Here is a 26,793-nt window from a genome sequence, read left to right as displayed (position 1 = left end):
CGGCGCTCGGCGTCACTTGCCAAACTGTCGATCTCCGGAGGCTCAGGTGATCAGGCCGTGGTCGTCCCGGCTCGGTCCATCCTGCCGGGGTAGGTGCGTCAGATGACCCCCGGTGGCACCTCAGGTGCTCCGGGGGTCGTCGTCGTCACCGGAGTGGGCCGTTACCTGGGTGCCCACGTGGCGGCCCGACTGGCCGCCGACCCGCGCATCGAACGGGTCATCGGGGTGGACGCACCGGACTCCGGCACCGAGTTCACCGACCTCCTGGACCGGGTCGAACGGATCCGCGTCGACAGCGGTTCGCTCGGTGGACTCCTCGCCGACCTGGACGTCGACGCGGTGGTGCACCTCGCGCTCGTCACCTCACCCGACCCGCAGCACGGTGGCCGGTCCGCGATGAAGGACCAGAACGTCATCGGCAGCATGCAGATGCTCGCCGCCTGCCAGCGGGCCCCCCGACTGCGCAAACTCGTGGTCCGTTCGTCGACCGCCGCGTACGGGGTGTCGTTCCGGGATCCGGCGGTCTTCACCGAGGAGACGGAGCCCCGCGAGGTGCCGCGCGGCGGTTTCGGCCGCGACATCCTCGACCTTGAGGGGTACGTCCGTGGCTTCCGCCGCCGCCGTTCCGACGTCACCGCCACGGTGCTGCGCTTCGCCCCGTTCATCGGCTCGACCGCCGACACCACGCTGACCCGCTACTTCTCGCAGCCGTTCGTGCCGACAGTCTTCGGTCGCGACCCTCGCCTTCAGTTCCTGCACTTCGACGACGCGTTGGAGGTGCTGCACCGGTCGATCGTGGAGGACCATCCGGGCACGTACAACGTCGCCGGCCCGGGGGTGCTGTCGCTGTCGCAGGCGATCCGGCGCGCCGGCCGGGTGGCCGTTCCGGTGCTGGAGCCGGGTCTCTCCGGGGCCGCCGCGCTGGCCCGCACCATGGGCTTCGGCCGTTACGGCCTGGACCAGGTCGACCTCTTCGTGCACGGCCGGGTGGTCGACACCAGCCGGATCGAGCAGGAGTACGGCTTCACACCCCGGTCGACCGCAGCGGCGTTCGAGGACTTCATCCGCGCCCACCACGGTGGGGTGGTGGTCACGCGGGATCAGCTGGCCGCTGCCGAGCAACTGGTCCTGGACGGCATCCGGCAGGTCCGTTCAGCGGTACGGGAGCGGCGATCATGAGTGGCCGGCCCGAGGAGGGGCGCGACCCGCAGTCGGTCGGGCGTTTCGACGTACCCCAGCAGGTGCCCACGCCGGACGCGGAGCCGGCGCGGCGTAACGGACATCGACCGGCCGCGCAGGTCGCGCCGACCCCGACCCCGACTCCGCCCCCGACCCCGACGCCGCCCCCCACGCCGGTCGACGAGGTCGACGCCGGGATGCCCGGGGGCACCGAGCCGGCGGTTTCGGACCGGCCCGGGGACCACTGGGACCGCAAGGTCGCGAACGGGTTGGCGTTCCTGCGCCGGCGGTTCTCCGGTGACTACGAGGTCGACGAGTTCGGCTTCGACTCGGAGTTGACCGACGCGGTCTTCCACCCGTTGCTGCGGCTGCTCTACCGGGACTGGTTCCGCACCGAGGTCGGTGGGGTGGAGCACGTGCCAGTGGACGGGCCCGCCCTGGTGGTCGGCAACCACTCCGGGACGGTGGCACTGGACGCCCTGATCCTCTCGGCGGCGCTGCACGACAAACACCCGGCCCACCGTTACCTGCGGCTGCTCGGCGCCGACCTGGTCTTCCGGATGCCTGTGGTCTCGGAGCTGGCCCGTAAGACCGGCGGCACGGTGGCCTGCAACCCGGACGCCGAGCGGCTGCTCGGCGGCGGCGATCTGGTGGGTGTGTTCCCGGAGGGCTTCAAGGGCATCGGCAAGCTCTACGCCGACCGCTACAAGCTGCAACGCTTCGGGCGGGGCGGGTTCGTCTCGGCGGCGCTGCGCACCGGCACCCCGATCGTGCCCGTCGCCATCGTCGGCGGCGAGGAGATCTACCCGATGCTCGCCGACATCAAGCCGTTGGCGCGGCTGCTCAAGCTGCCCTACTTCCCGGTCACGCCGACGTTCCCGCTGCTCGGCCCGCTGGGCATGGTGCCGCTGCCCAGCAAGTGGCTGATCGAGTTCTGCCCGCCGATCCCCACCGCCCACCTGACCGACTCGGCGGACGACCCGCTGGTGGTCTTCAACCTCGCCGACCAGGTGCGGGAGACCATCCAGCAGACCCTGCACACGCTGCTGGAGCGACGGCCCGACCCGTTCGGCCCCTAGGACGTCTCAGCCGGTGCGGCGGCGGCGCTGCAGGGCCAGGCCGGCGGTGACCGCACCGGCGACCAGCCCCGCTGCGGCGGTCGACGGTACGGCGATCTTGACCGCTCGGCGGCCGGTGCGGAAGTCCCGCACCTCCCAGCCGTGCTGGCGGGCCTGCCGCAGCAGGGCGCCGTCCGGGTTGACCGCCACCGCCCGGCCCACAGCGCAGAGCAGCGGCAGGTCGTTCGCCGAGTCGCTGTAGGCCGCGCAGCGGGCCAGGTCCAGCCCTTCCACAGCGGCCAGCTGGGTGACCGCCTCGGCCTTGGCCGGCCCGTGCATCAGGTCACCCACCAACCGCCCGGTGTACGCCCCGTCGACGACCTCGGCCACCGTGCCGATGGCACCGGTCAGGCCGAGCCGGGCAGCGATCACCCGACCGATCTCGACGGGGGCGGCGCTGACCAGCCAGACCCGCTGACCGGCGTCCAGGTGACGCTGAGCGAGCTGGTGGGTGCCGGCCCAGATCCGGGGGGCCATCATCTCGTCGAAGATCTCCTCGGCGAGGTGTTCGACCTCGTTGACCCGCCAACCCTCGACGAAGGCCAGCGCCGCCTCCTTGGCCAGGGACATGTCCCCGGCGTGCTCCCGGGCCAGCAGCCGGAAGCGGAGCTGCTGCCAGGCGAATCGGGCCAGGTCGCCGGTCGTCACGTAGTTTCGGGAGGCGAGCCCACGGGCGAACCAGTAGATCGACGCGCCCTGCATCATCGTGTTGTCCACGTCGAAGAACGCCGCGGCGGTCGGGTCGGGTGCGCTGACCGGGGCCAGGTCGGTTTCCGCCCAGCCTGCGGTGTGCCCCTCGGCGTCGGTGCTGACCGTCACCTTACGGCTACGCGCCACGCGATTCCCTTCCTCACCGGTACGACTGATGCTCCCTCGCGAGGGTATCCGCCGCAGACGGTCGACCGGCCGGGCACACAGCGAACTGTGGCGCGGCCGGTCGGACGTGCGGTATAGGGGCGCTGGTCAGCGAGCCCCGGGGCAGGTGCTCGGGGCCGGGCCGAGCGCGTCGCTGGCGGTCGGTGCCGGCAGGCCGCAGGCGATCGCCGCGCGCAGGCCGTCCGAGCGTTCCCGGATGTCGTCCAGCAGCAGCAGCGACCGCTGGGTCCGTTCCCGGTCGACGCGGGTGCTCCCGTCGAGCAGACCGCGTACGGCCCGGCGCTGACTCGCCACGAAGGCGTTGAGGGTGTCCAGGCTGCCCGGCTCGGCTCGTTGCACCGCCGCCGAGGTCAGCAGGCGAACTCCCTGCCGGGTGTCGGCGTCCATGTCGTCGAGGACCGCGCTGTAGCCGATCCGGTCACCGCGCAGCTTGGCGGCTTCGCCGAGTCTGGTCCGGGCGAAGTCCAGGAAGAGCTGACCTCGGCTGATGTCCGAGCTGGCCAGGGCGAGCTGGGCCCGTTCGGTCGAGCGCTTCATGCCGTACAGCGCGTCACCGGGCACCGCGTTCTCGCTCGCGGCGGAGATCCCGGAGACGGCGATGGCTCCGGCGGCGATGCCGACCAGGATCGCGCCCCGGGCTCTGGCCCGCCGGGCGGTGACCGCCGGCAGTAGCCGCCCGCGGGTGGTCGTGGCGGCCGGCTCGCTGACCGCCGCTGGTGTGGCGCCCAGTCCTTCCCGTTCGGCGGTGGCGAGCAGCATCGCTCGCAGGCCGGTGCGGAAGTCCTGGTCCACCTCGACAGCCGGGGGGTCGACGCTGAGCCGCTGACCCACTGCGACGAGCGGCGCCAGTTGGCCGTCCACACGGGATCGCACGTGGTGTCGTCGAGCGCCGTTGGCCTCGTCGAGAAGCTGCGCGAAGCGCTCCGCGCGCCGGCGGGAGAAGAGGGTGTTGTCCACCGCAGGCACCTCCTCTCGCTGGTCACGGCCGGTCGGCCGCCGTCGTTGCCAGCGACCGGGCGGCAGTGTGACACCACGGAGGTGAGGTGCCGCCGGCATGCCGGTCGGACCTCGGTGCCCGGGCCTGCCGGGACATCCACCGGTCGCACCCGGAGAAACGCGGCGGACCGGGCACGGGTTACGGGCCTGGCGGAGCCGAAATTACAGAAAGTGATGGTCATCACCGGGCGGGACCGACTCTGAGCTGCGCGGACGTTGATCGACGCCCGTCGGTCCCGCCGTAACTAACTACGGCTGGAAGCCGTCGGGCAGGAGTCGGGCCAGGGCGCGGACGGCGCGGTACTGGAGGGCCTTGATGGCTCCCTCGTTCTTACCCATCGCGCGGGCCGTCTCGGCGACCGAGAAGCCCTGGAGGAAGCGGAGCACGATGCACTCCTGCTGCTCCGGGTTGAGCTGCTTCACGGCGGTGAGGAGCGCGACGTTCGTGATGTGCTCCACCACCGCCGCCTCCGGGCTGCCCTCCGGGCCCCGGTCCTCCCGGTCGGCGTCGAGCACGTCGCCGGTGGTGACCTCCAGCCGGTACCGACCCGACTTGAAGTGGTCCGCGACGAGGTTGCGGGCGATCGTCACCAACCAGGCGCCGAGGTCGCGGCCCTGCCAGGTGAAGCTGCCGATCCGCTTGAGCGCGCGCAGGAACGTGTCCGAGGTGAGATCTTCGGCGAGTTGCCGGTTGCCGACCCGGAAGTAGACGAACCGGAAGACGGTGTCCACGTACCTGTCGTAGATCAGACCGAACGCCGCGGACTCGCCGGCCTGGGCCCGCTCGATCAGCGTCCAGACCTCGGTCGCCGGGTCGGACGGGTCCGGGCGGCTCGGGAAACCGGTAGGGGTGGTGGCGGTGGTGGCCGGCACCGCCGGGATCACAGCTGTCTCACCCGCCGCCGGGTCGGTGGTGACCGCCGGTGTGTCGCTTACCCGACGACCCTGCACGGGCATGGTGGGTCGGGGCGGCACGGCGACCCGGCCGCCCGCCGGTTTCGCGTTTCCACCGGGCACCGCGGGCCGCGGCGGTGGTTCGTTGTGGTGTGGCCGGCTGCGGATCCGCTGCGCCGCGCCGTCACCCCGCACGGCGCCGCCGTGCTGCTCGTCCATCGGGGCGCGGGCCGCTGGTCGCTCGTTGACATGGGAGCGGGCCGGTTGACCGGTCAGGCCGACCGGGCGTTCCGCGTAACCGAATGTGGTCACCGTGTTGCCCCCGTCCCGTCGGTTGCCGGACGGGCCGGTCTTGGTCTCGTCGGGGCGGACCGACCGGGTGACCGGTCGGGTCGGACGGTCGCGGGGGTTGCCGACGGGCGGCAATTCCCCTGGAGGTGCTGGTCCAATGCGCTCACAGGCACGGGGGCCTCCTCGGGCTGAGGGGTGTCGACTCACGGCAAATGGGGTGACCCGACCCGTGTGATGATAGGGCCAACGTCACCCGCGCGTGGCAAGTCCGTTACACAAGGCGGAAGTATTTCCCGCTCCGTCGCACCGACGCCGGACCGGTTGTCCGTCGTGTGCGATTGACTTTCCTTCGGCCCGGTGATCCAGGGTGGATGCCCAGGTCGGAGGCATGTCGCCCGTTCGGCTGACCCGGCGCGCCGGCCGGTCGGACGGGGGCGGTCGAACCGCTCGCGGACGGGGTCGCACGTCCCATCGACAGGACCCGATCGGATCGCCGGTGGCACACCGGACAGTCCCGTACATGGGACTGTTGGGGTGCCGTCCTCCGGGCCTGGCTCGGACCGTTGGGCGTGGCCCGTCGCCGTCCGCTGTGCCAGACTCGATCACCGTGCAGGACGCCTCGGAAAGCCCCGCGCCGAACCTCGCCGACCGGCTCCGCCGGGTGGCTCTCGACAGCTCCGACCGGCCCGCGTCGGTGCTCATCGCCACCGACCGCGTTCGGGACCTGGTCGCCGACGTGGCGGCCGAGCTGCCCGCGCTCACCTCCGTGCGCGGCACGCCACCGACCGCCGAGTCGCCCGGACCGGCGCCCCGCCCTCGACGAGGCGGCACCGACCTGGCTGTACTGCTCTATACCTCCGGCACCGAGGGGTGGCCCAAGGGAGCGATGCTCTCGCACCAGGCGATGCTCGCCAACCACGAACAGGTAGCGGAGATCGAGCCGCCGGTGGTGGGCCCGACGGACACTGTTCTCCTCGCGTTGCCGCTGTTCCACGCGTACGGGCTCAACTCGGGGCTCGGCGCGGTAGTGCACCACGGCGCGACGGGCGTGCTGCTCGACGAACCAGGCCCGACGGCAGGGCTGGACGAGGTCGCGCGGCACCGGGTCAGCGTGCTGGTCGGCGTACCGTCGATGTTTCTGACCTGGGCCGCCGCGGCCACGGCCCGCGCGGCGACCGCGTCGGTGCGGGTCGCGGTCTGCGGCGCGGCGCCACTCGAACCCGCTGTCGCGGCGCGCTTCACGGAGGTCACCGGGCATCAGGTGCACATCGGGTACGGCCTCACCGAGACCGCGCCGGTGCTCACCTCCACCCTGGTCGGCGGCGTGGCCAAGCCGGGTTCGATCGGCCGGCCGCTGCCCGGCGTCCGGCTGCGCCTGGTCGGCGCGGACGGGGTGGACCTGTGGCGCGACGGGCTGGCCGTCCCCGACGACGACCCGGATGAGCTGGACATCTCCGACGTGGCGCCGGGCACCGACCCGGGGCAGATAGTGGTGTCCGGTCCCAACCTCTTCACCGGCTACTGGCCCGACGGTCGGGGCGGCCCGGACGCCGACGGTTGGTGGGGCACCTGTGACATCGCGTACGCCGACGAGGACGGCGACCTCTTCCTGGTCGACCGGCTCGGCGAGTTGATTCTGGTCAACGGGTTCAACGTCTATCCGCACGAGGTCGAGCTGGTGCTCGCCGGGCATCCCGGGGTGGTCGAGTCGGCGGTACTGGGTGTGCCGCACCCGCGGACCGGCGAGACTGTGCGGGCGTACGTGGTGCCGGTCCAGGGCCAACCGGTGACCAGCGAGGAGCTGCTCGCCCACTGCGCGCGGAACCTGGCCCGGTTCAAGTGCCCGACCGCTGTCGAGTTCGTCGACGCCCTTCCGCACTCGGCGATCGGCAAGGTACGCAAGACCCAGCTCCGGTCGGCGCCGCCGACCGACCGCACGGAGGTAACCGATGGCCACTGACGCCCGACTCGCCCTGATCACCCGACCCGGCTGCCACCTGTGCGACGACGCCAAGGCGGCGCTCGACCGGGTGGTCGCGGTCACCGGCGACAAGTGGGTCGAGTGGGACGTCACAGGCGACGAGGGGCTGGAACGCGAGTACGGCGACCGGCTGCCGGTGGTGATGCTCGACGGCAAGGAGCACGGGTACTGGCGGGTCGAGGAGGATCGGCTGCTGCGGGACCTGACCACGCCGCAGCTCTGAGGAGTGCCTAAGGTGCTCTGATGACCTCTGCGCCCCCACACCTCGTCTGGGACTGGAACGGCACCCTGCTCAACGACCTCAGCCTTGTGGTGTCCGCCACCAATGTCGTGTTCGCGAGCCTGGGCGGGCCGACGGTCACCCCGGACGAGCACCGGGTGCGGTTCCGCCGGCCGATCGCCGAGTACTACGCCGAGGTGCTCGGGCAGGCCGTGGACGACGACGAGTTCGGCCGACTCGACAAGATCTTCCACGATGCGTACCGCACCGGGTTGACCACCTGCGAGCTGGCCGCCGACGCGCGCGCCGCGATGGCGGCCTGGCCGGGCAGTCAGAGTCTGCTGTCCATGTGGTTCCACGAGGAGCTGGTCCCGACCGTGCACACGTACGGGTTGACCAGCCACTTCGCCCGGGTCGACGGGCTGCGGGCCACTGTCGGTGGCGGCCGCAAGGCCGAGTCGCTCCAGTTGCACCTCGCCGAGCTGGGCGTGGACGGCGCCTCGGTGGTGCTGATCGGCGACTCCATCGACGACGCGGACGCGGCCCTCGCGGTGGGCGGCCGTGCCGTGCTCTACACCGGCGGGTTCACCGACCCGGCCCGGCTGCGCGCCTCCGGTCACCCGGTGGCCGACACCCTCACCGACGCGGTGGCCCTGGCCCGGGAGGTCAGTTCCGCAGATAGGTGAGGACGGCCAGCACCCGCCGGTGCTGTTCGGTGTCCGGCGGAAGGGTGAGCTTGGTGAAGATGTTGCGCACGTGCTTCTCCACCGCGCCGTCGCTGACCACGAGGGCGCGCGCGATGGCGGTGTTCGAACGCCCCTCGGCCATCAGGGCGAGCACCTCCCGCTCACGGGGGGTCAGCTCACGCAGCGGGTCGTCCCGGCGACGCCTGGCGAAGAGCTGACCGACCACCTCCGGGTCGAGCACCGTGCCGCCGCCCGCCACCCTGCGCAACGCGTCCAGGAACTCGTCGATGGCGGCAACCCGGTCCTTGAGCAGGTAGCCGATCCCGCCGCCGGCACCGCCGGTGGTGGCGAGCAGATCATCGGCGTACGAGACCTCGACGTACTGGGAGAGCACCAGGATCGGGGTACGCGGCACCAGCCGCCGGGCCTCCACCGCGGCCCGCAGCCCCTCGTCGGTGTGCGACGGCGGCATCCGGACGTCGACGATCGACACGTCGGGCCGGTGCTCGACCACCGCCTCGACCAGGGCGTCACCGTCCCCGACGGCGGCCACCACCTGGTGCCCACTCTCGGTCAGTAGCCGGACCAGCCCCTCCCGGAGAAGGACGGCGTCGTCGGCGATCACGATGCGCATGGCTGTGTTGTCTACCACGTCCGGCCCGTCGTGCGGGCTCGGCGCGGTGCCGGACCGCTCATAGTGGAAGCTCGGCGCGGATCTCGGTGGGGCCGCCGGTCGGGCTGACCACCATCAGTTCGCCACCGGCGGCCCGGACCCGGTCGGCGATACCGGCCAGCCCGTGCCCCTTCGCCAGATGCGCACCACCCTGCCCATCGTCACCCACCCGTACCTGCAGGTGGGTGCCCTGCCGCGCCACGGCCACCGTGGCCTCGGTGGCCCGGCTGTGCTTCGCGACGTTTGTCAGCGCCTCGGACACCACGAAGTACGCGGTGTTCTCCACCGCCGGGTCGAGCCGTCCGGCCGGGGTGCCGAGCTGCGGGTCCACCTGGAGCTCGATCGGGATCAGCCCGCGGCCGGCGATCGCGGCCAGGGCGCTGGGCAGGCCCCGGTCGACCAGGATCGGCGGCGCGATGCCCCGGGACAGCGCCCGCAGTTCGGCAAGCGTGTCCCGGGTCTGGGCGACCGCCTCGTCGATGGTGTGGCCGGCTGCCTCCGGGTCCGAGGCGAGCTGCATCCGGGCCCGGCTGAGGTCCATGGCCAGCCGGACCAGGCGCTGCTGGGGGCCGTCGTGGATGTCACGTTCCAGCCGGCGTAGCGCGGAGGCCTCGGCGGACACGGCGGCCCGCTTCTGCTCCTCCAGCACGGTGATCCGGTCGCGCATCTCGGCCACCCCGGTCAGCATGGCCTTGGCGAAGCTGGCCTGGAGCAGCGCGCAGCCCCGCACCACGATGGGCAGGGTGATCAGGAAGAACACGCCGAGCGCGGTGTACAGGCCTATCCGGGCGGTGGTCGAGTCGCCCAGGCCGAGCAGCTGCGCCAGGTCCTGGTCACCCTCGCCGTCGGCCCGGGGCAGGGCCCAGTCGTAGGCCCAGTAGAACGAGCCGGTGATCGCCGCGGCCCACCACGACACCGTCACCACGAAGGTGCCCGCCGCCGCGATCAGCCGCAGGATGCCGTGCGCAAGGTCGAGCCACGACTGCGCGTCACGCATCGGCACGAAGATCCGCCGCCAGGCGTTCGCGCCCGCCTCGGGCAGCCGGTAGCGCGGCCGGATCCGGGGTTGGTGGAGCACCGCGGGCAGCCGCAGCCGCTCGATGTCGGCCAGCCCACGGGCGGCGTACAGGGTGCCGCTGAGGATCGGTAGGCCGATCACCGTGACCACCAGGCCGATGCCGACCGCGAGGCCGACGATGAGGACGACGAAGCTGGCCAGCGCCAGCGGCAGACCGAGCAGCACGTACCCGGAATCGACGAAGAGCTGGCGGGGGATGCTCGGTGCCAGCGTCGGTCGGTCGCTGGTGGCGGCAACGGCGGTCATGCTCAAAGGCTAGGCATCCGCGCTCGGTGTCCCCATCCCGAAACCCCGCCTCTCCTCCGTAGTGCTACCCCCACCCCGCCAGGAGGGCCCTGGCCAGGGCGGCGCGTGATTGGTCAGAGAAGTCGGGATTGAGCAATAATCGCCCGGGGCCTGAGGTGGCCCTGGGCGTTCAATCGATCTTGTGGAATGGAGGTGCTGGTGAGGTCGCGCCACGCAGCGGCAAGATCGCGATTTGTGCACGTCTTCACAAGCGCCTACGCTGTGACTCCGACGCGCCCTGCTAGCACAGCCGGCATCCTCGGTCGCCAGCGGGAGTCCAGAAACGGCCGACCAGCAGAGTTGGCCGAGGATCGCACCGCACGGAGTCTCATGAGTCAGCACCGTCACCCAGGCGCGCCCGGCCGCGCCGGTGCCGTACCAGCGCTCCCGGATCTGCCCGAGGCAACAGTTGCTCGGCTCCCGGAGTACCTGCGCGCGCTGCACAACCTCGCCGACGCCGGGCACGAGACCGTCTCCAGCGAGGGTCTCTCCGCCGCCGCCGGGGTCAACTCCGCCAAGCTCCGCAAGGACCTCTCGCACCTCGGCTCGTACGGCACCCGGGGCGTCGGCTACGACGTCGCGCTGCTGATCGAGCAGATCGAGTATGTGCTCGGGCTCACCCAACGCCGGGCGGTCGCCCTGGTCGGCGTGGGTAATCTCGGTCACGCCCTGGCCGGCTACGACGGTTTCGCCAGCCGGGGCTTCCGGATCGCCGCACTGCTCGACGCCGATCCCTCCCGGGTCGGTGAGGAGATCAACGGCCTGGTTGTCCGGCATGTCGACGACCTGCCGACGGTCGCCGCGGAGGAATCCCTCGCGATCGGCGTGATCGCCACCCCGGCCGCCGCCGCCCAGCAGGTCGCCGACCAACTGGTCGCCGTCGGCGTGACGAGCATCCTCAACTTCGCACCGTGCGTACTCTCGGTTCCGGAGGGGGTCGACGTGCGCAAGGTCGACCTCGCCATCGAGCTGCAGATTCTGTCCTTCCACGAGCACCGCAAGGCGTCGCTGACCGCGCTGCCCGCCACCGGCGGGTCCGCTCTCACCGCCCTGCCCGGCGGGTTCGCGGCCACCGACACCCAGGAGGCGATCGGCACGTGAAACTGCTCGTCGTCGGCGCGTCCTACCGGACCGCCCCGGTCGCCACGCTGGAGCAGCTGGCCGTGCCCCCTGCCGACCTGACCCGCACACTGGACCGCCTGGTCGCCCAGCCGTACGTGGCCGAGGCGGTGATCGTCTCCACCTGCAACCGGGTGGAGGTCTACGCCGCCGTGTCCGGTTTCCACGGTGGGCTCGGCGACGTCTGCTCCGTGCTGGCCGAGCAGGCCGGCAGCTCGCCGACGGCGCTCGCCAGCCACCTGTACGTGCACTACGACACCGCTGCCGTCGACCACGTCTTCCGGGTCGCCACCGGTCTGGACTCGATGGTGGTGGGCGAGGCGCAGATCCTCGGCCAGTTGCGCGACGCGTACCACTGGGCCACCGGCGCCGACTCGGCCGGCCGGCTGCTGCACGAGCTCATGCAGCAGGCGCTGCGGGTCGGTAAGCGGGCCCACGCCGAAACCGGCATCGACCGGGCCGGCCAGAGCGTCGTCACCGCCGCACTGGAGCTGGCCGCCGGTCACCTCGACGGGGACCTCGTCGGCCACCCGGCCCTGGTGGTCGGCGCCGGCGCGATGGGTTCGCTCGGGGTGGCCACGCTGTCCCGGCTGGGCGCCGGGCCGCTCACCGTCAGCAACCGGGGCGCCGACCGGGCCGTCCGGCTCGCCGAGTCGTACGGGGCGAGTGCCGCGCCGATGACCGAGCTGGCCGACACCCTCTCCACAGTGGACATCGTAGTGGCCGCCACCGCGTCCACCGAACCGGTCCTCACCCGGGCCGTGGTCACCGCGGCGCTGGCCCGACGCGACCCGGCCCGGGGTCCACTGGTCCTGCTCGACCTGGCCGTCCCGCGCGACGTCGAGGACGGCGTCGCCGAGCTGCCCGGCGTCGAGGTGATCGACATCGACCGGATGGCGGCGCTGCTCGCCGACGGTCCGGCGGCCGCCGACGCCGCAGCCGTCGAACGCATCGTGCTCGGCGAGGTGGAGGGCTTCCTCACCTGGCTGCGCGGCGCCGACGTGGCACCCACAGTGGCCGCGCTGCGTGGCCGGGCCGACGACGTGGTCACCGCCGAGCTGCGCCGACTGGCCCAGCGTCGCCCCGACCTCGGCGACGACCTGCGGGCCGAGGTGGCCCGCACTGTGCACCGGGTCGTCCAGCGGCTGCTGCACCAGCCCACCGTCAAGGTCCGTCAGTTGGCCGCGGAGCCCGGCGGCGACCAGTACGCGGCACTGCTGCGCGAGCTGTTCGACCTCGAGGTGCCGCAGACCTCACCTGTCGACACCGTCCCGGACGTGCTGACCCCCGACCTCGGCCTGGCGTTCCCCGGCACCGACCCGGTGTCCGGAGCCGACACCGCCGAACCGACCCCACCCACCGGAGGTGCGCGATGACCGCCCCCCTGCGCCTCGGCACCCGGGGCAGCGCCCTGGCGATGGCTCAGTCCGGCCAGGTCGCCGAGGCGGTGACCGCCGCCACCGGCCGGCCCGTCGAGCTGATCGAGGTGGTCACCGCGGGCGACCGCTCCAGCGCGCCGGTGCACCGGCTTGGCGTCGGGGTGTTCGTCTCCGCCCTGCGCGACGCGCTGACCGCCGGGACGATCGACTTCGCCGTGCACTCGTACAAGGATCTGCCCACGGCTGCCGCCGGCGGGCTGCACATCGCGGCGGTGCCGGCCCGGCAGGACCCGCGCGACGCGTTGGTGGCCCGCGAGGGCCGGACACTCGCGGAGCTGCCGCCCGGGGCCACCGTGGGCACCGGAGCGCTGCGCCGGATCGCCCAGTTGCACGCCCTCGGCCTGCAACTGGAGGTCACCCCGATCCGCGGCAACGTCGACACCCGCCTGGGGCGGGTGCTCGGCCCCGAGGCCGACCTCGACGCCGTCGTCCTGGCCCGGGCCGGTCTGGCCCGACTCGGCCGGCTCGACGTGATCACCGAGTCGCTGGACCCGATGCTGATGCTGCCCGCGCCCGCTCAGGGCGCGCTGGCAGTGGAGTGCCGGGTCGACGACCAGGACCTGGTCGAGCTGCTCGCGGTGCTCGACCACACACCGTCGCGTGCCGCGGTCACCGCGGAACGCGCGTTTCTGGCAACCCTGGAGGCCGGGTGCAGCGCACCCGTCGCCGCCTATGCCGAACTCGCCGAAGGCGAGACCGGCGATGAGATCTACCTGCGCGGGGCGGTGATCAGCCCGGACGGCACTCGTGACCTCCGGCTGTCCCGCACCGGAACGCCCGCCGACGCGGCGGAGATCGGTAAGGCACTCGCCGCCGAACTCCTCGAACTCGGCGCCGACTCGATCCTCGGCCACGAAGGACACACCGGCCCGGGGACCCAGCAATTTGGGAGCACAGAATGACCCGCACCCGTAAGCCCGTCGGCCGTATCGCGTTCGTCGGGGCTGGCCCCGGTGACCCGGGCCTGCTGACCCGTCGGGCCCACGACGCCCTGGTCGACGCCGACCAGGTGATCTACGACCGGGGAGTCCCGGAGTCGTTGCTCGCCGTCGTTCGCGCCGAGGCCAGGGACGATGCCGAGTTCACCCCGGCCGAGGGCGCGCCGGGGGACGTGGCGAAGGTGCTGATCTCCGCGGCCCGCTCCGGGCTGAACGCGGTGCACCTGGTCGCCGGCGACCCGTTCGGGCACGACTCGGTGGTCAAGGAGGTGCAGGCGGTGGCCCGCACCGCCGCCCACTTCGAGGTGGTGCCCGGCGTCGGCCAGGCCGAGGGTGTGGCCACCTACGCCGGGGTCCCGCTGCCGGGCGTGCGTACGGCCGCCGACGTCGAGGACGTCAGCGCACTGGACTTCGAGGCGCTGGCCACGGCCGTCGGCCGGGGCTCACTCGCGCTCGCCGTGGACGCCGGTGACCTCGCCGCCGTCCGGGACGGGCTGCTCGCCGCCGGGGTCGACGGCACCACAGGCGTCGGGGTGACCGGCGACGGCACCGGCGAGACCCAGTACACGACCACGTCGACCGTGGACAGCTTCGTGGCCGCCGCGCTCGGCTTCACCGGCCGGGTGGTGCTCACCGTCGGCGTCGGGGTGGGGCAGCGCGACAAGCTGAGCTGGTGGGAGAACCGCCCGCTGTACGGCTGGAAGGTGCTCGTACCCCGGACCAAGGAGCAGGCCGGCGCGATGAGCGCCCGGCTGCGCGCGTACGGGGCGATCCCGTGCGAGGTGCCGACCATCGCGGTCGAGCCGCCGCGCACCCCGGCGCAGATGGAGCGGGCGGTCAAGGGCCTGGTCGACGGCCGGTACGCCTGGGTGATCTTCACGTCGGTGAACGCGGTCCGCGCGGTCTGGGAGAAGTTCGCCGAGCACGGCCTGGACGCCCGGCACTTCGGCGGCGTCAAGATCGCCTGCATCGGTGAGGCCACGGCGGACGCGGTCCGCGCGTTCGGCATCCAGCCGGAGCTGATCCCCGCCGGGGAGCAGTCCTCCGAGGGTCTGCTGGCCGAGTTCTCGCCGCACGACGAGATCCTCGACCCGGTGGGCCGGGTGCTGCTGCCGCGCGCAGACATCGCCACCGAGACGCTCGCCGCCGGGCTCACCGAGCGCGGCTGGGAGGTCGACGACGTGACCGCGTACCGGACGGTGCGGGCCGCTCCGCCGCCCGCCGAGATCCGCGACGCGATCAAGTCGGGCGGCTTCGACGCGGTGCTCTTCACCTCGTCCTCCACCGTGCGCAACCTGGTCGGCATCGCCGGGAAGCCGCACGCGCGGACCGTTGTTGCCGTCATTGGGCCCAAGACCGCGGAGACCGCGACGGAGTTCGGCCTGCGGGTCGACGTCCAGCCGCCGCACGCCTCGGTGCCCGACCTGGTGGAGGCGCTCGCCGCCTACGCCGTCGAGCTGCGCGAGAAGCTGGCCGCCATGCCGGCCAAGCAGCGCCGTGGCTCGAAGGTGCAGGGCCCGACCGCCCTGCGCTTCCGGTAGTCGTCTCCGAGGAGGCCCCTCATGTCGTACCCCGAGATCCGGCCCCGCCGGCTGCGCCGTAACGCGGCCGTGCGGCGGCTGGTCTCCGAGACCCGCGTCGACCCGGCCGAGCTGGTCGTGCCGATGTTCGTCAAGGAGGGGCTGACCGAGCCCCGGGCCATCGGGTCGCTCCCGGGGGTGCTCCAGCACTCCCGGGACTCGCTGCGCAAGGCGGCGGTCGAGGCGGTCCAGGCCGGTGTCGGCGGGATCATGCTCTTCGGCGTGCCGGAGCAGCGGGACCCGACCGGCTCCGGCGGCATCGACCCGGACGGCATCCTCAACGTCGCGATCCGTGACGTGGTGGCCGAGGTGGGTGACGCCACTGTGGTGATGAGCGACCTGTGCCTCGACGAGTTCACCTCGCACGGGCACTGTGGGCTGCTCACCCCCGATGGCGATGTCGACAACGACTCCACCCTGGCCGCGTACGCCGAGATGGCGGTGGCCCAGGCCGCCGCCGGGGTCGGCATGGTCGGGCCGTCCGGGATGATGGACGGCCAGGTCGGCGTCGTACGCCGGGCGCTCGACGCCGCCGGGTACCAGGACGTCTCCGTGCTGGCGTACGCAGTGAAGTACGCCTCCGCGTTCTACGGCCCGTTCCGCGAGGCGGTGGAGTCGGCGCTGGAGGGCGACCGGCGCTCCTACCAGCAGGACCCGGCCAATCTGCGGGAGTCGCTGCGTGAGGTCGCGCTCGACGTCGCCGAGGGCGCCGACCTGGTGATGGTCAAGCCGGCGCTGCCGTACCTCGACGTGGTGTCGGCGGTGCGGGCGGCGGTGGACGTTCCGGTCGCCGCCTACCAGGTCTCCGGCGAGTACGCGATGGTCGAGGCAGCCGCCGCGAACGGCTGGATCGACCGGGAGCGGGTGATGCTGGAGACGCTCACCTCGATCAAGCGGGCCGGCGCGCAGGTCATCCTCACCTACTGGGCCGTCGAGGCCGCAGGGCTGCTGCGCCAGCGCTACTGACCCCAGGTTCAACTCTGACCGCGCTGTCTTCCTAGCGTGTGGGGGCGGGCGCGGCACCGGCTTGCGCACGGCCGGCGCGTCCTGACCGCGTGTCCCGTCGGCGGGCGGCGCGGTCGAGCTTCCCGGCCGTACCGGCTCGTGGACCGACCGACCTGCGGACCGACCGACCTGCGGACCGACCGACCTGCGGACCGACCGACCTGCGGACCGACCGACCTGCGGACCGACCGACCTGCGGACCGACCGACCTGCGGACCGACCGACCTGCGGACCTGCGGTCCTGCCGGCGATAACGGCTAGCGCAGCGTGACCATCTGACGAGCCGCCACCACCTCCCCTCCCGCCTTTGCTCTGCACCCACGACGGCGACGCTCACCCTCCGCTCTCGGTGCATATTGAACTGCAGAGCAAAGGGGGCGGGCGGGGGGTGGTGTGTCTGCTGGCGAGGTTGGAGATTCCCCTGGTCAGCCCGGTGGCGTGTCTGGGCCTGGTCTGGCTGCTCGACGGAGCAGCGTAAAGCCCCGTGACGCGCTGTAGTGGCGGTGCAATTGGTGCCGCGTGCACGGAAAGTGATCCGGCGGGCCGTGGACGATATCCACAGGTCAGCTGGTTATCCACAGGCCCGGTAAGCGGGATTGCGGCCAGCTCCACCAGGCGGGACGGTGGCGGCATGAGTGATTCGTCAACCTCAGCCGAGCGGGTCCTGCTCAGCGAGCCTTCCGACGCGCCCTGGCCTGCCGCCGGTATCGTCCGGGCGGTCCGCCGTCGCGCCGACCTAAGCCAGCGCGAGCTGGCCCGGTGGGCGGGTGTGCACCATGCCACCATTGGCCGGATCGAGGCCGGCCGCATGGTGCCAAGCATCGTCCTGCTCCGGCGCGTCATCGGTGTGCTGGGCTGCCGGCTGGCCGTGGTGGACGAGTTCGGCCGGGTGCTCAAACCGATGCAGGACTGGCAGGACACGTACAACGGCGCGGAGCGTCGCTACCCGTCGCACCTCGACACCATTCTCGACCCTGAGCCGGGCGAATGGTGGGCGGACATCTACGGGCTGGCCCGCCCGCCCGAGACGTTCTACCGCAACCGGGCAGTTCGGGACGCGATGCGGCGCCGAAGCCAGTGGGAGGTGCGTGTGGCTCAACACCGGCACCTGCCCCGACCGCCGTGGCCCCCGCGCGGGGTGGTCTGACCTCGACACCAGCGAGGCCCGCCGATCCGGAACGGATCTGCGGGCCTCGCCGGGAAAACGCGACGTCAGTCGTCGTTGGTGATCGTTCCGGTCGCGAGCGGGTCGGCCAGCCGCAGGCCGGGCACGCCGGCCACCAGCAGCGTGAGTTTCTCGTCCGCCTCCCGCCTGCGGTCACCGCGCACCGTCACCGGGAACGCCACGGACGTCTGCCCGGCGGCCAACACCTTGCAGCCGGCGTACGGGTCGAAGTCCGAGCCCGCCTGCGCCGTGAGGCCGACGCTTGCGGCGCAGAGCAGCACCGGCTGAGACAGTGGCCGGGACACGGTGGCGCTGAAGGTGAGCTGTCGGGTGCCCTGGTTGCCCTCGGCCACCGTTGCGTCGGCCACTGTCAACGACGCACGGGACCGGAATCGGGCCACCTGCGGGTCGTGGTCACTGGAACCCCGTGACCCGTCACCGGCGAACTCCGCCGGCCAGTCGGCGTTGATGTGCGCCGCCCGCACCTGCACCAGGTCACCGTAGAACGCGTCGTTGACGAACAGGTGGTCGAGGGTCTGCGCCTGCCCCTCGAAGCTGTACGAGTAGGCCGACGCCGGCACGTCCGCGACGAGGTTGTCCCACAGGTTGTGCAGGCCCGCCTCGTATAGCGGCGCGAGCTGGTCCGACGGTGTGGGCTGGTCGCCGGTGGCGATGGGATCGTCCGGGCGGGGGAAGACGTTCAGGTCCCCGCCGTAGACCACCCGCGCGGTCTGGTCGGCCGCCTCGATCGCGGTGACGATCGCCGCGCCGTAGCGCGCCTGCTCCCGCCGCTGCCCGACCCGGCTGTCCGGGCCCGAGGAGTAGTGGTTGCTGAGCGCGTACAGGGTGAACCGCTCGGCCGAGCCGGGTGCCGCCGCCACGCTGAACTTGCCCAGCTGCGGAGCACGGGTGAAGACGTTGGTCCCGTCCCGACCAGTCGAGGTGTCCACATCCGACGGCAACACCGCGTTGAGGGCCTTCGGGTTCTGCACGTCGGCGTTGGCCGGCAGCCCCGGCGCCCGGTACTGAACTGTCGGTGCCGAGCCGAGCAGGGGGTCGTTCGCAGTCGCGGCCGCCAGCGACACCCGGTCGGTGCGGTACAGGAAGGCGGCGGTGATACCGCGGGCGTCCGCGCCGGTCCGGTCATAGGCGGCGGCGTACGCGGGCCCGCCGGCCGCCGCCACGGTGATCGCCAACTCCTGGATGCTGTCCGGAGCGCCATCGGCGTCGTTGGTGTCGCCGCAGCTCAGCGCAGCCCCGGAGACCGTGCAGATGTCCTGGTCCTCGGCCTCCTGCACCAGGATCAGGTCCGGTGCGTGCAGGTCCTTGACGATCTGGTCGGCGAGCGCGGCCAGCTGCTCGCGGTATTCCGCCTCACTGCCCGGGACGTAGTCGAACGGCGGGGCGACGCCCACGCAGCCGGCGTTGCCGGCGAAGTCGCAGCCGTCGAACGGGTCGTCGCGGTAGTCGTACAGGTTCTCCACGTTGTAGGTGGCCACTGCCACCTCCTGCGACCGTTCGGCCGGCTTGGGCGGGTTGTTCTTCGACGGGTCGGCCCCGGCGGCGAACTCCGCCCGCTCGACCTGGACGCCGTACTTCTCGAACGAGTAGTAGACCCCGCCCACCGCGTCCGCCCGCAGCGTGTCGAAGGTGTGCGCCGGCGGGAGCAGCGCGGCGCTGTCCCCGGCGGTGGCCTTCACGCCCATGCTGCCGAGCAGCGTCCGCTGGCCGTTGCCGTCGTCGAAGCGGCGGGTCGGGTCGTTGTCCAGCGGGTGCGAATCGCGGAAGACCCGCCGGGAGTACGGGTCGGCGCGGTCCAGCAGCGGGTCGTCGCGGTCGACCACCCACAGCTCCGCGTCTGCGGTGGAGGAGAAGACGTCCCGGCCGCTCACCGCGCCGCTGCCCGCGCGAACCCGCATCCGGGAGCCCTCGTGCCGCTCCCAGAAGCGCTGCGCGTCGGTCAGCACGGCCGGCGGCACGGCGTCGGTCACCGCGACCGCGGTGTCCACGGCCAGGCCGCCGCCGATCCGGCGGACCAGCGACGCGCCGGAGAGCTGGGTGAAGTTGTAGTACTCCGACACCCGGGCCCGCAGCACTACCTCGTCGCCGACCGTCGGCACGTAACCGCCGATCAGCGAGGTGAACGTGCCCATGAACACGAAGATGCCGTCGGAGCTGGTCGGGTCGCCATCGGTGTCACCAACGCGGCTCTGCAGGAAGAACCCGTGTTGCTCCGCCCCGGCCGAGGTGCGGGCCACTGTCAACTGGGTGATCACGCCGCGTACGTCGTACATCGTGCTGCTCGTGCCGTTGCCGCTCGCCGGTGCGAGCGGTGACCTGTCGGTCGGACCGGACTCGGAGTCGGTGGTCGAACCCTGCACCTCGCCGACGGTCAGCTCCCGGGTCACCTGCACGGCCAGCGCGCAGCTGGCGGTGCCACCGCCCGCGTCGGTCGCGGTGAGGGTGACGGTGTACGCCCCGGCGGCGAGGTCCGCGCTCACGCCGACCGTGGCGCGGGCGGTGCCGCCAACCCCGTCGGCCGGGGTGAACGCGGTGCGGGTGATCGAGCCGGAGGTCGGGCTCGGGCTGATCGCTGTCACCGCCAGGTCGGCGACCGTGTCGTCGGGGTCGGCGGCGGTTACCTCGCGGCTGGCGGCCGTGCCGGCGGCGGTGACGAGCGGCCCACCACAGGTCAGCGTGGCCGGTACGTCGACCGGGCCACCGCCGTCCACGGTGTGCGCGCCCAGCCCGTCGAACGTGTCGACGGGGAAGCCTGCCCACTGCGTGGCGGGGTCGAACGCGTCCGACGGGTCGGTGTCACCGGCGGTCACGCTCGGCAGCCGGCGGAGTGTGTTGTCCGCGGTGCTGGTGACGCCGGCACCCCACTCGGTGCCCGGGTCGACGCCCACCTGACCGATCGAGTCGAGCACTGTGGTGCCCCGGCGCAGCACGATCGCGTCGTCACCGTTGAAGAGGCTCGCCCCGGTGGTCTGGTCGGCCTGGGCGAGGATGGCGGCCCCGGCCGAGGCGCTGGCGAACACGAACGCGTCGCCGGCGGCCACGCTGCCGGTCAGGGCGATAGTGGTCGCCGTGGTGGAGCCGTTGAAGTAGAGCTGCAACTGGTAGCCGCCGCCGGCCAGGTCGACGGCGGCGCCCGTGCCGTTGAACAGCTCGATCGCCTTGTTGTTCGACGAACCCTCGACGTACTCCGAGATGAACAGGTCGGTGGGCGCGGCGCTGGCCGCGATGGGTGCGACGCCGAGCGCCGTGACGGTCACGGCGGCGGTGGCGGTCGCGAGCGCGGCGATTGAGCGGCGCGGGCGCATAGGGCCTCCACGATGGGTGGATGGGAGTCAACGCACGTTAAGGTGCGCAACTGTCCACCGTCCATCCCCTAGTGGACAGTTTCGTGAATTCCTCAGCGCGGCGGATCGAGGCGGTGCACCAGCTCAGCGACGTCGACGCTGTATTCGCACCAGTCCCGGTCGGGGCGGTAGCCCAGCTCCGCGTTGACCTTGAGCATCGCCTCGTTGGCCTGTGCGTTCCAGGTCTGCACCTCGATCAGCTCCGGCTCGGCGGAACGCAGCTCCAGCAGCATCCGAGCCTTGATCGCCCGATCGATGCCGTAGCCCCGGTGATCCTGCGCGACGATCGTGTCGTACTGGTCGGCGCGGGTCGGGTGCTGCGCCGGCACCACCACCTCGGTCAGACCGGCCACTTCACCGCTCTGCTCGTGCCGGGCCAGCACGATGTACGGCTGCATGCCCCGCCGGTGCAGCGTGTCGAGGCTGTCGCGCAGCCGCTCCGGGTCGTAGGAGCTGGGGCGCAACTCACCGTCGTCGACGTCGCGCACCTCGGCCTTGGCCCGCGCGTACGCCTCGATCAGGTCGTCCGGCGGCCCGCCCGGGAAGAACTCCAGCTGGTAGCCCGCCCCGATGCCGGTGGCCATCTCGGCCAACTCGGCCCAGTCCACAGCTGTCAGGTCGAGCACGCTGCGCGTCTCCACGTACTCCCGGTTGAAGCCGAGCGACTCGTAGAACCCGACCGCGGGCGTGTCGCCGACGACCTCGACCCCGATCGACCGGAAGCCCTCCTGGTAGACCCGACGCGCGGCACGCAACACCAGGTCACGGCCGAGGCCGCTGCGCCGCGCGGACGGGTGCACCAGCACCTCGAGCACACCGATGTCACCCAGAAGGAGTACGTGCACCTGGCCGAGCACCGCGCCCGTGTTGCCCGGGGCGGTCGGTTCGGCCTGGGCGATCCAGGAGATCCGCCGCTCACCGGGCATCACCTCGGCGAGGTATTCCCGTAGCGAAGTCTCCCGCCAGGGCGGGTCCTGCGGCAGATCGGCCGCCAGGACCGCGTTCAGCGTGGCCAACAGCGACGCGATCTCGGCGGACGACGCGGTCCTGGGGTCCCACTCGCGCACCATCACCCGTCTAGCTTGCCGCTAACAGAGGCTGGGGGGAAGTGTCCAGTTCTCCAACGTATCGAGACGATCACTTCATGGCCGACTGGCCCGTCCGTACCGGTTCGCGGTGTCGTAGACGTCCTGGGCGTACCGCCGTACGTCGTTGTAGGAGAGGATCGCGTTCCACCAGTCGCCCGGGATGCTCAGGTTCCGGCCGCCCTTGCAGAGGTAGTTCCCCGCCGCCAGGGCCGCGTCGTCCAGGTCGTGCGGGTCCTTGCGGCCGTCGTTGTCGGCGTCCGCGCCGATCTCCTGCCAGGTGGTCGGGATGAACTGCATCGGCCCGATGGCCCGGTCGAGGGTGGCGTCCCCGTCGAGCGCCCCACGGTCGGTGTCGATGATCCGCATCCGACCGTCCTTCCCGTCCAGGGGCAGCCCGAAGATATTGGGCACCGCCTTGCCGTCCTGCCCCAACTGCGCCCCGTTGGTCGAGCCGTGATCCGATTCGACCTTTCCGATCGCGGCCAGCGTGGTCCAGCTCAGTGCGCAGCTGCGGTTGGTCTGGGCGAGCGCCAACTCGGCGTAGCCGTACGCCTGCATCGCGACCGCGGGGATATCTACCTTGGCGCCGACCTGCTGCGCCCAGCCGGCCAGGGCGTCCGCCGGTCGGCCACCGATCACCGACCCGGTCGGCAGCCCGTTGCCGGGCAACCCGCCGGTGGGCAGTGGGAGGGTCGGCAGCGGCCCGGTGGGCAGCGGTCCGGTGGGTAGGCCGGACGGTACCCCTGTCGGCGCGACCCCGGTCGGCGCGGCCGAGGCGTCGACAGCCACCGGACGCGGTGCGCGGATAGCGGCCGGTACGAGCAGTGCTCCCGCCGCGGCTGTCGCGGCCACCAGCGCCAGCAGGAAGACACCGGGCAGGGTCAGCCGACCACTCGGCCGGCGAGACCAGGCTCGGGTCGCCCGTGCCGCGGAGGCTGCTGCCCGGCGCGGCGGCATTCGTACCGCGTGCGAGAACTGCACCCGCCGCCGACGGGCCGGGTCGGACGCCGGCACGACCGGAATCTCATCCACGGTGGTCTTCGCCGGATCCGCGGCACCGGTCTTCGCCTCGTCAGCCGGCGTGTCGGCGCTCGACCCGCCGGCCGGCTTCGGTGCGGCCGGGTCACTGGCGCTGCCGTCCGCCTTCGAGTCCTCGCCCTTCGTGGCGTCGGTCTCGGGAGTGTCGGCCGTCTTGCCCTCGACCTTCGTGGCCGCGGTCTTGACGGCCTCGACCTTCGGGTCGTCGGTCTTGACGGCCTCGACCTTCGTGGCCTCGGTCTTCGCGACCTCGGGCTTGAGTGCCTCGGCTGGCGCTGTCGCCGGTGGCGTGGTCGGCGTATCCGCCGAACGCCCGATCAGCCAGGGGCGGCGAGGGCGGGGCACCTTGCGCACCGGATCGGGCGCGGCCCCCGAGCCTTCCAGCGGCCCGTCCAGCGGCGCGGCCGGTCGTAACGGTTGCACACGCGTGTCGTCCTCGCCGTCCACCACCTGTCGAGTATCACTCATGCTCCGCCAACCGCCAGATCCACGTACCCTGGGCGGCATGCCCCGGTACGAGTTCCGCTGCCGCGCCTGCGGCGACACCTTCGAGGTCAACCGTTCGATGGCGGCGGCCGGTGAGCCGGCCAGCTGCCCACAGGGACACGCCGACACGGTCAAGCTTCTTTCCGCGGTCGCGGTAACCGGCCGGGGTGGTGCCGCCGGTGGTGCCCCGGCACCCGCCGCTGGTGGTTGCTGCGGCGGCTCCTGCGGCTGCTGATCGGGCCAATTCGCCGCCGCCTGGTGGGCCGGCCTTGCCGGGAGCGGGTCCGAGTGGCACGTTGAGGCGGCACTTGCCCGGCCGTTCTCACGATGTGTGATCGTTCGGACTCAGGCAGCATGAACCCGACGTCACGGGCGGAGGTTCCTCGCATGTCGCCACGGATCCAGTTCCCGAGCGGTTGGGTAACCTTCGTGTTCACCGATATCGAGGGCTCGACCCGGCTGGCTCAGCTGCTCGGCGCGGACTACCGCCCGGTGCTCGCCGAGCATCGACGGTTGCTGCGTCGCACGCTGGCCAGCACGGGTGGCGCGGAGTTGCTGACCGAGGGCGACTCGTTCTTCCTCGCCTTCGAGGACGCGACCGCGGCGATGACCGCGTGCCTGACCGCCCAGCGGGCACTGTCCAGCCACGACTGGCCCACCTCCGAGGCCGCGCCCCGGGTGCGGATGGGCCTGCACACCGGCTATGCGGAGCCCCGCGACGGCGAGTACGCCAGCCCCGAGGTGCACCGGGCCGCCCGGGTGGCCGCCGCCGCGCACGGCGGGCAGGTGCTCTGCACGGCGTCCACCGCACGTCGGGCCGAGCCGATGCCGCCGGGTGCGACCCTGCTCGACCTGGGCCTGCACCGCCTGCGCGGCTTCGACGACCGGGAACGACTGTTCCAACTGGTAGCCCCCGGTCTGGAGCGACAGTTCCCCCGGCCCCGCACCGCCGACGCGGTGGCGCACAACCTGCCCACCCAGGTGACCTCGTTCGTCGGCCGGCAGGCCGAGCGCATCGAGCTGGGCCTGCTGGTGCGACAGCACCGCCTGGTCACCGTGCTGGGGGCGGGTGGCGCGGGCAAGACCCGGCTCGCGGTGGAGTTGGCCAGCGGAGTTGTCGAGGCGTACCCGGACGGGGTCTGGTTCGTCGACATCGCCTCGGTGACCGACCCGGGGCTGGTGGCTTTCGCCATCGCCGCCGTGCTCGGCCTGCGGCCCGAGCCCGGCCGGCCGATGCTGGACACCCTCGTCGAGTACGCGGCCGGCCGCCGGATGCTCGTCGTACTGGACACCTGCGACACCCAGCCGGCAGCCTGCGCCGAGGTGATTGCGCGGTTGCTGTCCGGCGGGGGCGGCGTACGGGTGCTGGCGACCAGTCGTGAGTCGTTCAGCCTTCCCGGCGAGGTGGTGTGGCGGATTCCGCCGCTCTCGGTGGACCCGCGCGCGGACGGCGCGGAGAGCGACGCGGTGGCCCTGCTGCTGGACCGTACGGCGGCGGCGCGGGGTGGTCGGCAACCCGACCCGGCCGAGTCCGCCGATCTGCGCCGGGTCGTGCAGCGGCTGGACGGTCTGCCGCTCGCCATCGAGTTGGCCGCCGCCCGGCTGCGGGTGCTCTCCGTGGGCCAGCTCGCCGAGCGACTGGACGATGTCCTCGGCACCCTGGACGCTGGCCGCGAGGACCCGGATCCGCCTCCGGTAGAGCGGGGCTGGTCCGGCAACCAACAGGACACCGTGGACCTGGTCGCGGCGGCGGCCGGGGCGTCGCCGCCCACCCCGGCGAGCCGGGCGGTGCAGCGCTCGGCCACCGAACGGCATCTGACCATGCAGGCCACCGTCACCTGGTCGTACCGGACGCTGGGCCCCCGGGCCGCCCGCCTGCTGCGGTGGCTGGCGGTCTTCGCGGGCCCGGTGGATCTGGAGACTGTGGAATGGCTGTTGGGCGACGATCCGCTGGACCCGCTTTCGGTCCTGGTGGACAAGTCGATGGTGTTGGCCGAGCCGCGGGCTGCCGGCAGCACCTACCGGATGCTCGACCCCATCCGGGCGTACGCGGCGCGGCGGCTGGCCGAGGCGGGTGAGGAGCAGGCCGCTCGGGACCGGCACGTGGCCTGGTCGGCGCACGCGTTGGACCGGGCCCACCTGGGCCAGGACGGCCGGCCGGTGACGCTGTCGCTGTATGCCCTCGATCCGTTGGCCGGGGAGCTGCGCGCCGCTCTTCGCTGGTGCGCCACCGGCGGCAGTGCCCGCGCCGGTCTCGGTCTGGCGGGCGGGCTGGACCAGTGGTGGCTGGAACGGGGCCTGGCGCGCGAGGGGCGGCTGTGGCTGTTCCGGCTGTACGGGCGGATCGCCGAGACGGGAGAGCGGATCCCGGAGGCCGAGCTGGCGGCGGCGTACCACATGCACTCACTGCATGCCAGCGCCGACGGTGAGTTCGCCGAGGAGCTGCGCTACTCCCAGCGGGCGGAGGCGGCGGCCCGGCAGGCCGGCGACGCCGGTTTGCTGGCCCGGGTGCTCGCCGGCAGGGCGGCGCCGCTTGTGGACATGGGGCAGTTCGTCGAGGCCGAGCGGGTGTGCCGGGAGGTCATCGACTGGGCACACGGGCAGGACGTGGTCGGCGAGGCGTTGTTCGCGGTGTTCAGCCTGGCCGAGCTGCTCTGGCGGCGGGGCGCCCTGGAGGAGGCGGCGGAGCTGCTGGGGGCGGTACGTCCGGTGGAGGCGGCCCGGCCGGTGGAACGCGGCCGGCGTTCGGTGGACATGCTGCTCGGAATGGTCGCGCTGGCCCGGGGTGACGTGATCGCCGCCCACGAGCATCTGCTGGTGGCGCTGCGCTCCCGGATGGGTCACGGCTACCACGGCCGGGCGTGCGACACCCTGAACGCGGTCGCGGTGCGCTGCGCCGTCGGCGGGCAGCGGTTGACCGCCGCCCGCCTCTTCGGGGCCGCGCAGGCCACCCGGGCGAGCATGCGTGCCACGCCCGGCATCTACGGCGGTTACTGGGCCGAACAGCAGGCCGAGTTGCGTGCGGTGCTCGGTGACGCGGCCTTCGACGACGCGTACGGCGAGGGTGCCGAACTGGGGCTGGACGAGGCCGCGGCGCTGGCACTCGACGTGGAACACCCGGACCTGGCGGCGGACTCGACCCGCTTCAGCACCGGCCTGTCCCAACCAACGCCCCGCCGCCCCGCCGACCCCGACCGCCACCCAGCCACCCGAACCGAACGCGCCTAACCCACCCCACCCCACCCCGATCGCCGTTGATCATGAAGTTATTGCCACGACACGCCGTGCCGAGG

At 72.4% G+C, this 26,793-nt stretch carries 21 protein-coding genes; 13 read left to right on the top strand and 8 right to left on the bottom strand.

The window, feature by feature from the left end:
- Positions 1-102 precede the first annotated feature (102 nt).
- Positions 103-1,179, top strand: coding sequence for an NAD-dependent epimerase/dehydratase family protein (locus tag KBX71_RS09325; RefSeq protein WP_210817586.1), 1,077 nt, complete (start codon positions 103-105; stop codon positions 1,177-1,179).
- A 197-nt stretch (positions 1,180-1,376) separates the two neighbouring features.
- Positions 1,377-2,258 carry a lysophospholipid acyltransferase family protein gene (locus KBX71_RS09320; protein ID WP_210817800.1) on the top strand — a complete coding sequence of 294 codons (882 nt, stop codon included), beginning with the start codon at positions 1,377-1,379 and terminating at the stop codon, positions 2,256-2,258.
- A gap of 6 nt (positions 2,259-2,264) precedes the next feature.
- Here KBX71_RS09320 and KBX71_RS09315 read toward each other — a convergent pair whose 3' ends face one another.
- The 3 genes from KBX71_RS09315 to KBX71_RS09305 form a co-directional block, all read right to left on the bottom strand.
- Complete coding sequence (locus KBX71_RS09315; protein WP_196929356.1) at positions 2,265-3,134, bottom strand: HAD family phosphatase; 870 nt, start codon at positions 3,132-3,134, stop codon at positions 2,265-2,267.
- A gap of 126 nt (positions 3,135-3,260) precedes the next feature.
- A complete protein-coding gene (locus KBX71_RS09310) occupies positions 3,261-4,130 on the bottom strand; it encodes a DUF5667 domain-containing protein (protein ID WP_210817585.1) in 870 nt (289 codons plus the stop codon).
- 288 nt (positions 4,131-4,418) lie between these two features.
- A complete protein-coding gene (locus KBX71_RS09305) occupies positions 4,419-5,375 on the bottom strand; it encodes an ECF subfamily RNA polymerase sigma factor, BldN family (protein ID WP_210817584.1) in 957 nt (318 codons plus the stop codon).
- Positions 5,376-5,874: 499 nt separating this feature from the next.
- Between KBX71_RS09305 and KBX71_RS09300 the strand changes: the two genes are divergently transcribed.
- The 3 genes from KBX71_RS09300 to KBX71_RS09290 are packed head-to-tail and all read left to right on the top strand — an operon-like array spanning position 5,875 to position 8,241.
- On the top strand, positions 5,875-7,314 hold the full coding sequence (locus KBX71_RS09300) for an AMP-binding protein (RefSeq protein WP_210817583.1): 1,440 nt from the start codon (positions 5,875-5,877) through the stop codon (positions 7,312-7,314).
- On the top strand, positions 7,304-7,558 hold the full coding sequence (locus KBX71_RS09295; protein WP_030329740.1) for a glutaredoxin family protein: 255 nt from the start codon (positions 7,304-7,306) through the stop codon (positions 7,556-7,558). The genes KBX71_RS09300 and KBX71_RS09295 overlap by 11 nt, the downstream gene beginning before the upstream one ends.
- A 20-nt stretch (positions 7,559-7,578) precedes the next feature.
- Positions 7,579-8,241, top strand: a complete 663-nt coding sequence (locus KBX71_RS09290; RefSeq protein WP_210817582.1) for an HAD family hydrolase — start codon at positions 7,579-7,581, stop codon at positions 8,239-8,241.
- Here the strand turns inward: KBX71_RS09290 and KBX71_RS09285 are convergent.
- Together KBX71_RS09285 and KBX71_RS09280 are read right to left on the bottom strand one after the other, a co-directional pair.
- A complete protein-coding gene (locus KBX71_RS09285) occupies positions 8,222-8,875 on the bottom strand; it encodes a response regulator transcription factor (RefSeq protein ID WP_030329744.1) in 654 nt (217 codons plus the stop codon). The genes KBX71_RS09290 and KBX71_RS09285 overlap by 20 nt on opposite strands.
- 58 nt (positions 8,876-8,933) lie before the next feature.
- Positions 8,934-10,238, bottom strand: a complete 1,305-nt coding sequence (locus tag KBX71_RS09280; RefSeq protein WP_124819094.1) for a sensor histidine kinase — start codon at positions 10,236-10,238, stop codon at positions 8,934-8,936.
- Between the two features lie 369 nt (positions 10,239-10,607).
- Between KBX71_RS09280 and KBX71_RS09275 the strand changes: the two genes are divergently transcribed.
- From KBX71_RS09275 to KBX71_RS09250, 6 genes are all read left to right on the top strand, one after another.
- Entirely contained in the window at positions 10,608-11,378 is a 771-nt protein-coding gene (locus KBX71_RS09275) for a redox-sensing transcriptional repressor Rex (RefSeq protein WP_124819092.1), read from the top strand.
- Positions 11,375-12,772 (top strand): glutamyl-tRNA reductase, encoded by a 1,398-nt coding sequence (locus KBX71_RS09270; protein WP_210817581.1) that lies wholly within the window; start codon positions 11,375-11,377, stop codon positions 12,770-12,772. Before KBX71_RS09275 ends, KBX71_RS09270 begins: the two co-directional genes overlap by 4 nt.
- On the top strand, positions 12,769-13,737 hold the full coding sequence (hemC, locus tag KBX71_RS09265) for a hydroxymethylbilane synthase (RefSeq protein ID WP_210817580.1): 969 nt from the start codon (positions 12,769-12,771) through the stop codon (positions 13,735-13,737). Before KBX71_RS09270 ends, hemC begins: the two co-directional genes overlap by 4 nt.
- Complete coding sequence (locus tag KBX71_RS09260; protein WP_124819086.1) at positions 13,734-15,314, top strand: uroporphyrinogen-III synthase; 1,581 nt, start codon at positions 13,734-13,736, stop codon at positions 15,312-15,314. The genes hemC and KBX71_RS09260 overlap by 4 nt, the downstream gene beginning before the upstream one ends.
- Positions 15,315-15,335: 21 nt before the next feature.
- Positions 15,336-16,319 carry a porphobilinogen synthase gene (hemB, locus tag KBX71_RS09255; RefSeq protein ID WP_210817579.1) on the top strand — a complete coding sequence of 328 codons (984 nt, stop codon included), beginning with the start codon at positions 15,336-15,338 and terminating at the stop codon, positions 16,317-16,319.
- A gap of 670 nt (positions 16,320-16,989) precedes the next feature.
- Positions 16,990-17,505, top strand: coding sequence for a helix-turn-helix transcriptional regulator (locus KBX71_RS09250; protein WP_210817578.1), 516 nt, complete (start codon positions 16,990-16,992; stop codon positions 17,503-17,505).
- Positions 17,506-17,570: 65 nt separating this feature from the next.
- Here KBX71_RS09250 and KBX71_RS09245 read toward each other — a convergent pair whose 3' ends face one another.
- From KBX71_RS09245 to KBX71_RS09235, 3 genes are all read right to left on the bottom strand, one after another.
- On the bottom strand, positions 17,571-20,849 hold the full coding sequence (locus KBX71_RS09245; protein WP_210817577.1) for a lamin tail domain-containing protein: 3,279 nt from the start codon (positions 20,847-20,849) through the stop codon (positions 17,571-17,573).
- A gap of 92 nt (positions 20,850-20,941) precedes the next feature.
- Entirely contained in the window at positions 20,942-21,958 is a 1,017-nt protein-coding gene (locus KBX71_RS09240; protein ID WP_210817799.1) for a GNAT family N-acetyltransferase, read from the bottom strand.
- Between the two features lie 72 nt (positions 21,959-22,030).
- Positions 22,031-23,482 (bottom strand): lytic transglycosylase domain-containing protein, encoded by a 1,452-nt coding sequence (locus KBX71_RS09235; protein ID WP_210817576.1) that lies wholly within the window; start codon positions 23,480-23,482, stop codon positions 22,031-22,033.
- A gap of 37 nt (positions 23,483-23,519) precedes the next feature.
- Between KBX71_RS09235 and KBX71_RS09230 the strand changes: the two genes are divergently transcribed.
- Both KBX71_RS09230 and KBX71_RS09225 read left to right on the top strand, forming a co-directional pair.
- The gene (locus KBX71_RS09230; RefSeq protein WP_124819078.1) at positions 23,520-23,735 is read left to right on the top strand and encodes a zinc ribbon domain-containing protein; all 216 of its coding nucleotides are present in this window, start codon (positions 23,520-23,522) and stop codon (positions 23,733-23,735) included.
- A 152-nt stretch (positions 23,736-23,887) separates the two neighbouring features.
- Positions 23,888-26,728: an adenylate/guanylate cyclase domain-containing protein gene (locus KBX71_RS09225; RefSeq protein WP_210817575.1), complete on the top strand. Its 2,841-nt coding sequence runs from the start codon at positions 23,888-23,890 to the stop codon at positions 26,726-26,728.
- The last annotated feature ends 65 nt before the right edge of the window (positions 26,729-26,793 follow it).

Origin of the sequence: Micromonospora sp. D93 (assembly GCF_018070365.1) — a bacterium.
Classification (GTDB): domain Bacteria; phylum Actinomycetota; class Actinomycetes; order Mycobacteriales; family Micromonosporaceae; genus Micromonospora; species Micromonospora ureilytica.
The sequence above is the reverse complement of the archived record's forward strand: the minus strand, read 5'-3'. Positions and strand labels throughout refer to the sequence as shown.

Coding starts and splice junctions, on each gene's coding strand:
- KBX71_RS09325 (WP_210817586.1), top strand. CDS start 103: ATGACCCCCGGTGGCACCTCAGGTGCTCCGGGGGTCGTCGTCGTCACC.
- KBX71_RS09320 (WP_210817800.1), top strand. CDS start 1,377: ATGCCCGGGGGCACCGAGCCGGCGGTTTCGGACCGGCCCGGGGACCAC.
- KBX71_RS09300 (WP_210817583.1), top strand. CDS start 5,875: ATGGGACTGTTGGGGTGCCGTCCTCCGGGCCTGGCTCGGACCGTTGGG.
- KBX71_RS09295 (WP_030329740.1), top strand. CDS start 7,304: ATGGCCACTGACGCCCGACTCGCCCTGATCACCCGACCCGGCTGCCAC.
- KBX71_RS09290 (WP_210817582.1), top strand. CDS start 7,579: ATGACCTCTGCGCCCCCACACCTCGTCTGGGACTGGAACGGCACCCTG.
- KBX71_RS09285 (WP_030329744.1), bottom strand. CDS start 8,875: ATGCGCATCGTGATCGCCGACGACGCCGTCCTTCTCCGGGAGGGGCTG.
- KBX71_RS09280 (WP_124819094.1), bottom strand. CDS start 10,238: ATGACCGCCGTTGCCGCCACCAGCGACCGACCGACGCTGGCACCGAGC.
- KBX71_RS09275 (WP_124819092.1), top strand. CDS start 10,608: ATGAGTCAGCACCGTCACCCAGGCGCGCCCGGCCGCGCCGGTGCCGTA.
- hemC (WP_210817580.1), top strand. CDS start 12,769: ATGACCGCCCCCCTGCGCCTCGGCACCCGGGGCAGCGCCCTGGCGATG.
- KBX71_RS09260 (WP_124819086.1), top strand. CDS start 13,734: ATGACCCGCACCCGTAAGCCCGTCGGCCGTATCGCGTTCGTCGGGGCT.
- hemB (WP_210817579.1), top strand. CDS start 15,336: ATGTCGTACCCCGAGATCCGGCCCCGCCGGCTGCGCCGTAACGCGGCC.
- KBX71_RS09250 (WP_210817578.1), top strand. CDS start 16,990: ATGAGTGATTCGTCAACCTCAGCCGAGCGGGTCCTGCTCAGCGAGCCT.
- KBX71_RS09245 (WP_210817577.1), bottom strand. CDS start 20,849: ATGCGCCCGCGCCGCTCAATCGCCGCGCTCGCGACCGCCACCGCCGCC.
- KBX71_RS09240 (WP_210817799.1), bottom strand. CDS start 21,958: ATGGTGCGCGAGTGGGACCCCAGGACCGCGTCGTCCGCCGAGATCGCG.
- KBX71_RS09235 (WP_210817576.1), bottom strand. CDS start 23,482: ATGAGTGATACTCGACAGGTGGTGGACGGCGAGGACGACACGCGTGTG.
- KBX71_RS09230 (WP_124819078.1), top strand. CDS start 23,520: ATGCCCCGGTACGAGTTCCGCTGCCGCGCCTGCGGCGACACCTTCGAG.
- KBX71_RS09225 (WP_210817575.1), top strand. CDS start 23,888: ATGTCGCCACGGATCCAGTTCCCGAGCGGTTGGGTAACCTTCGTGTTC.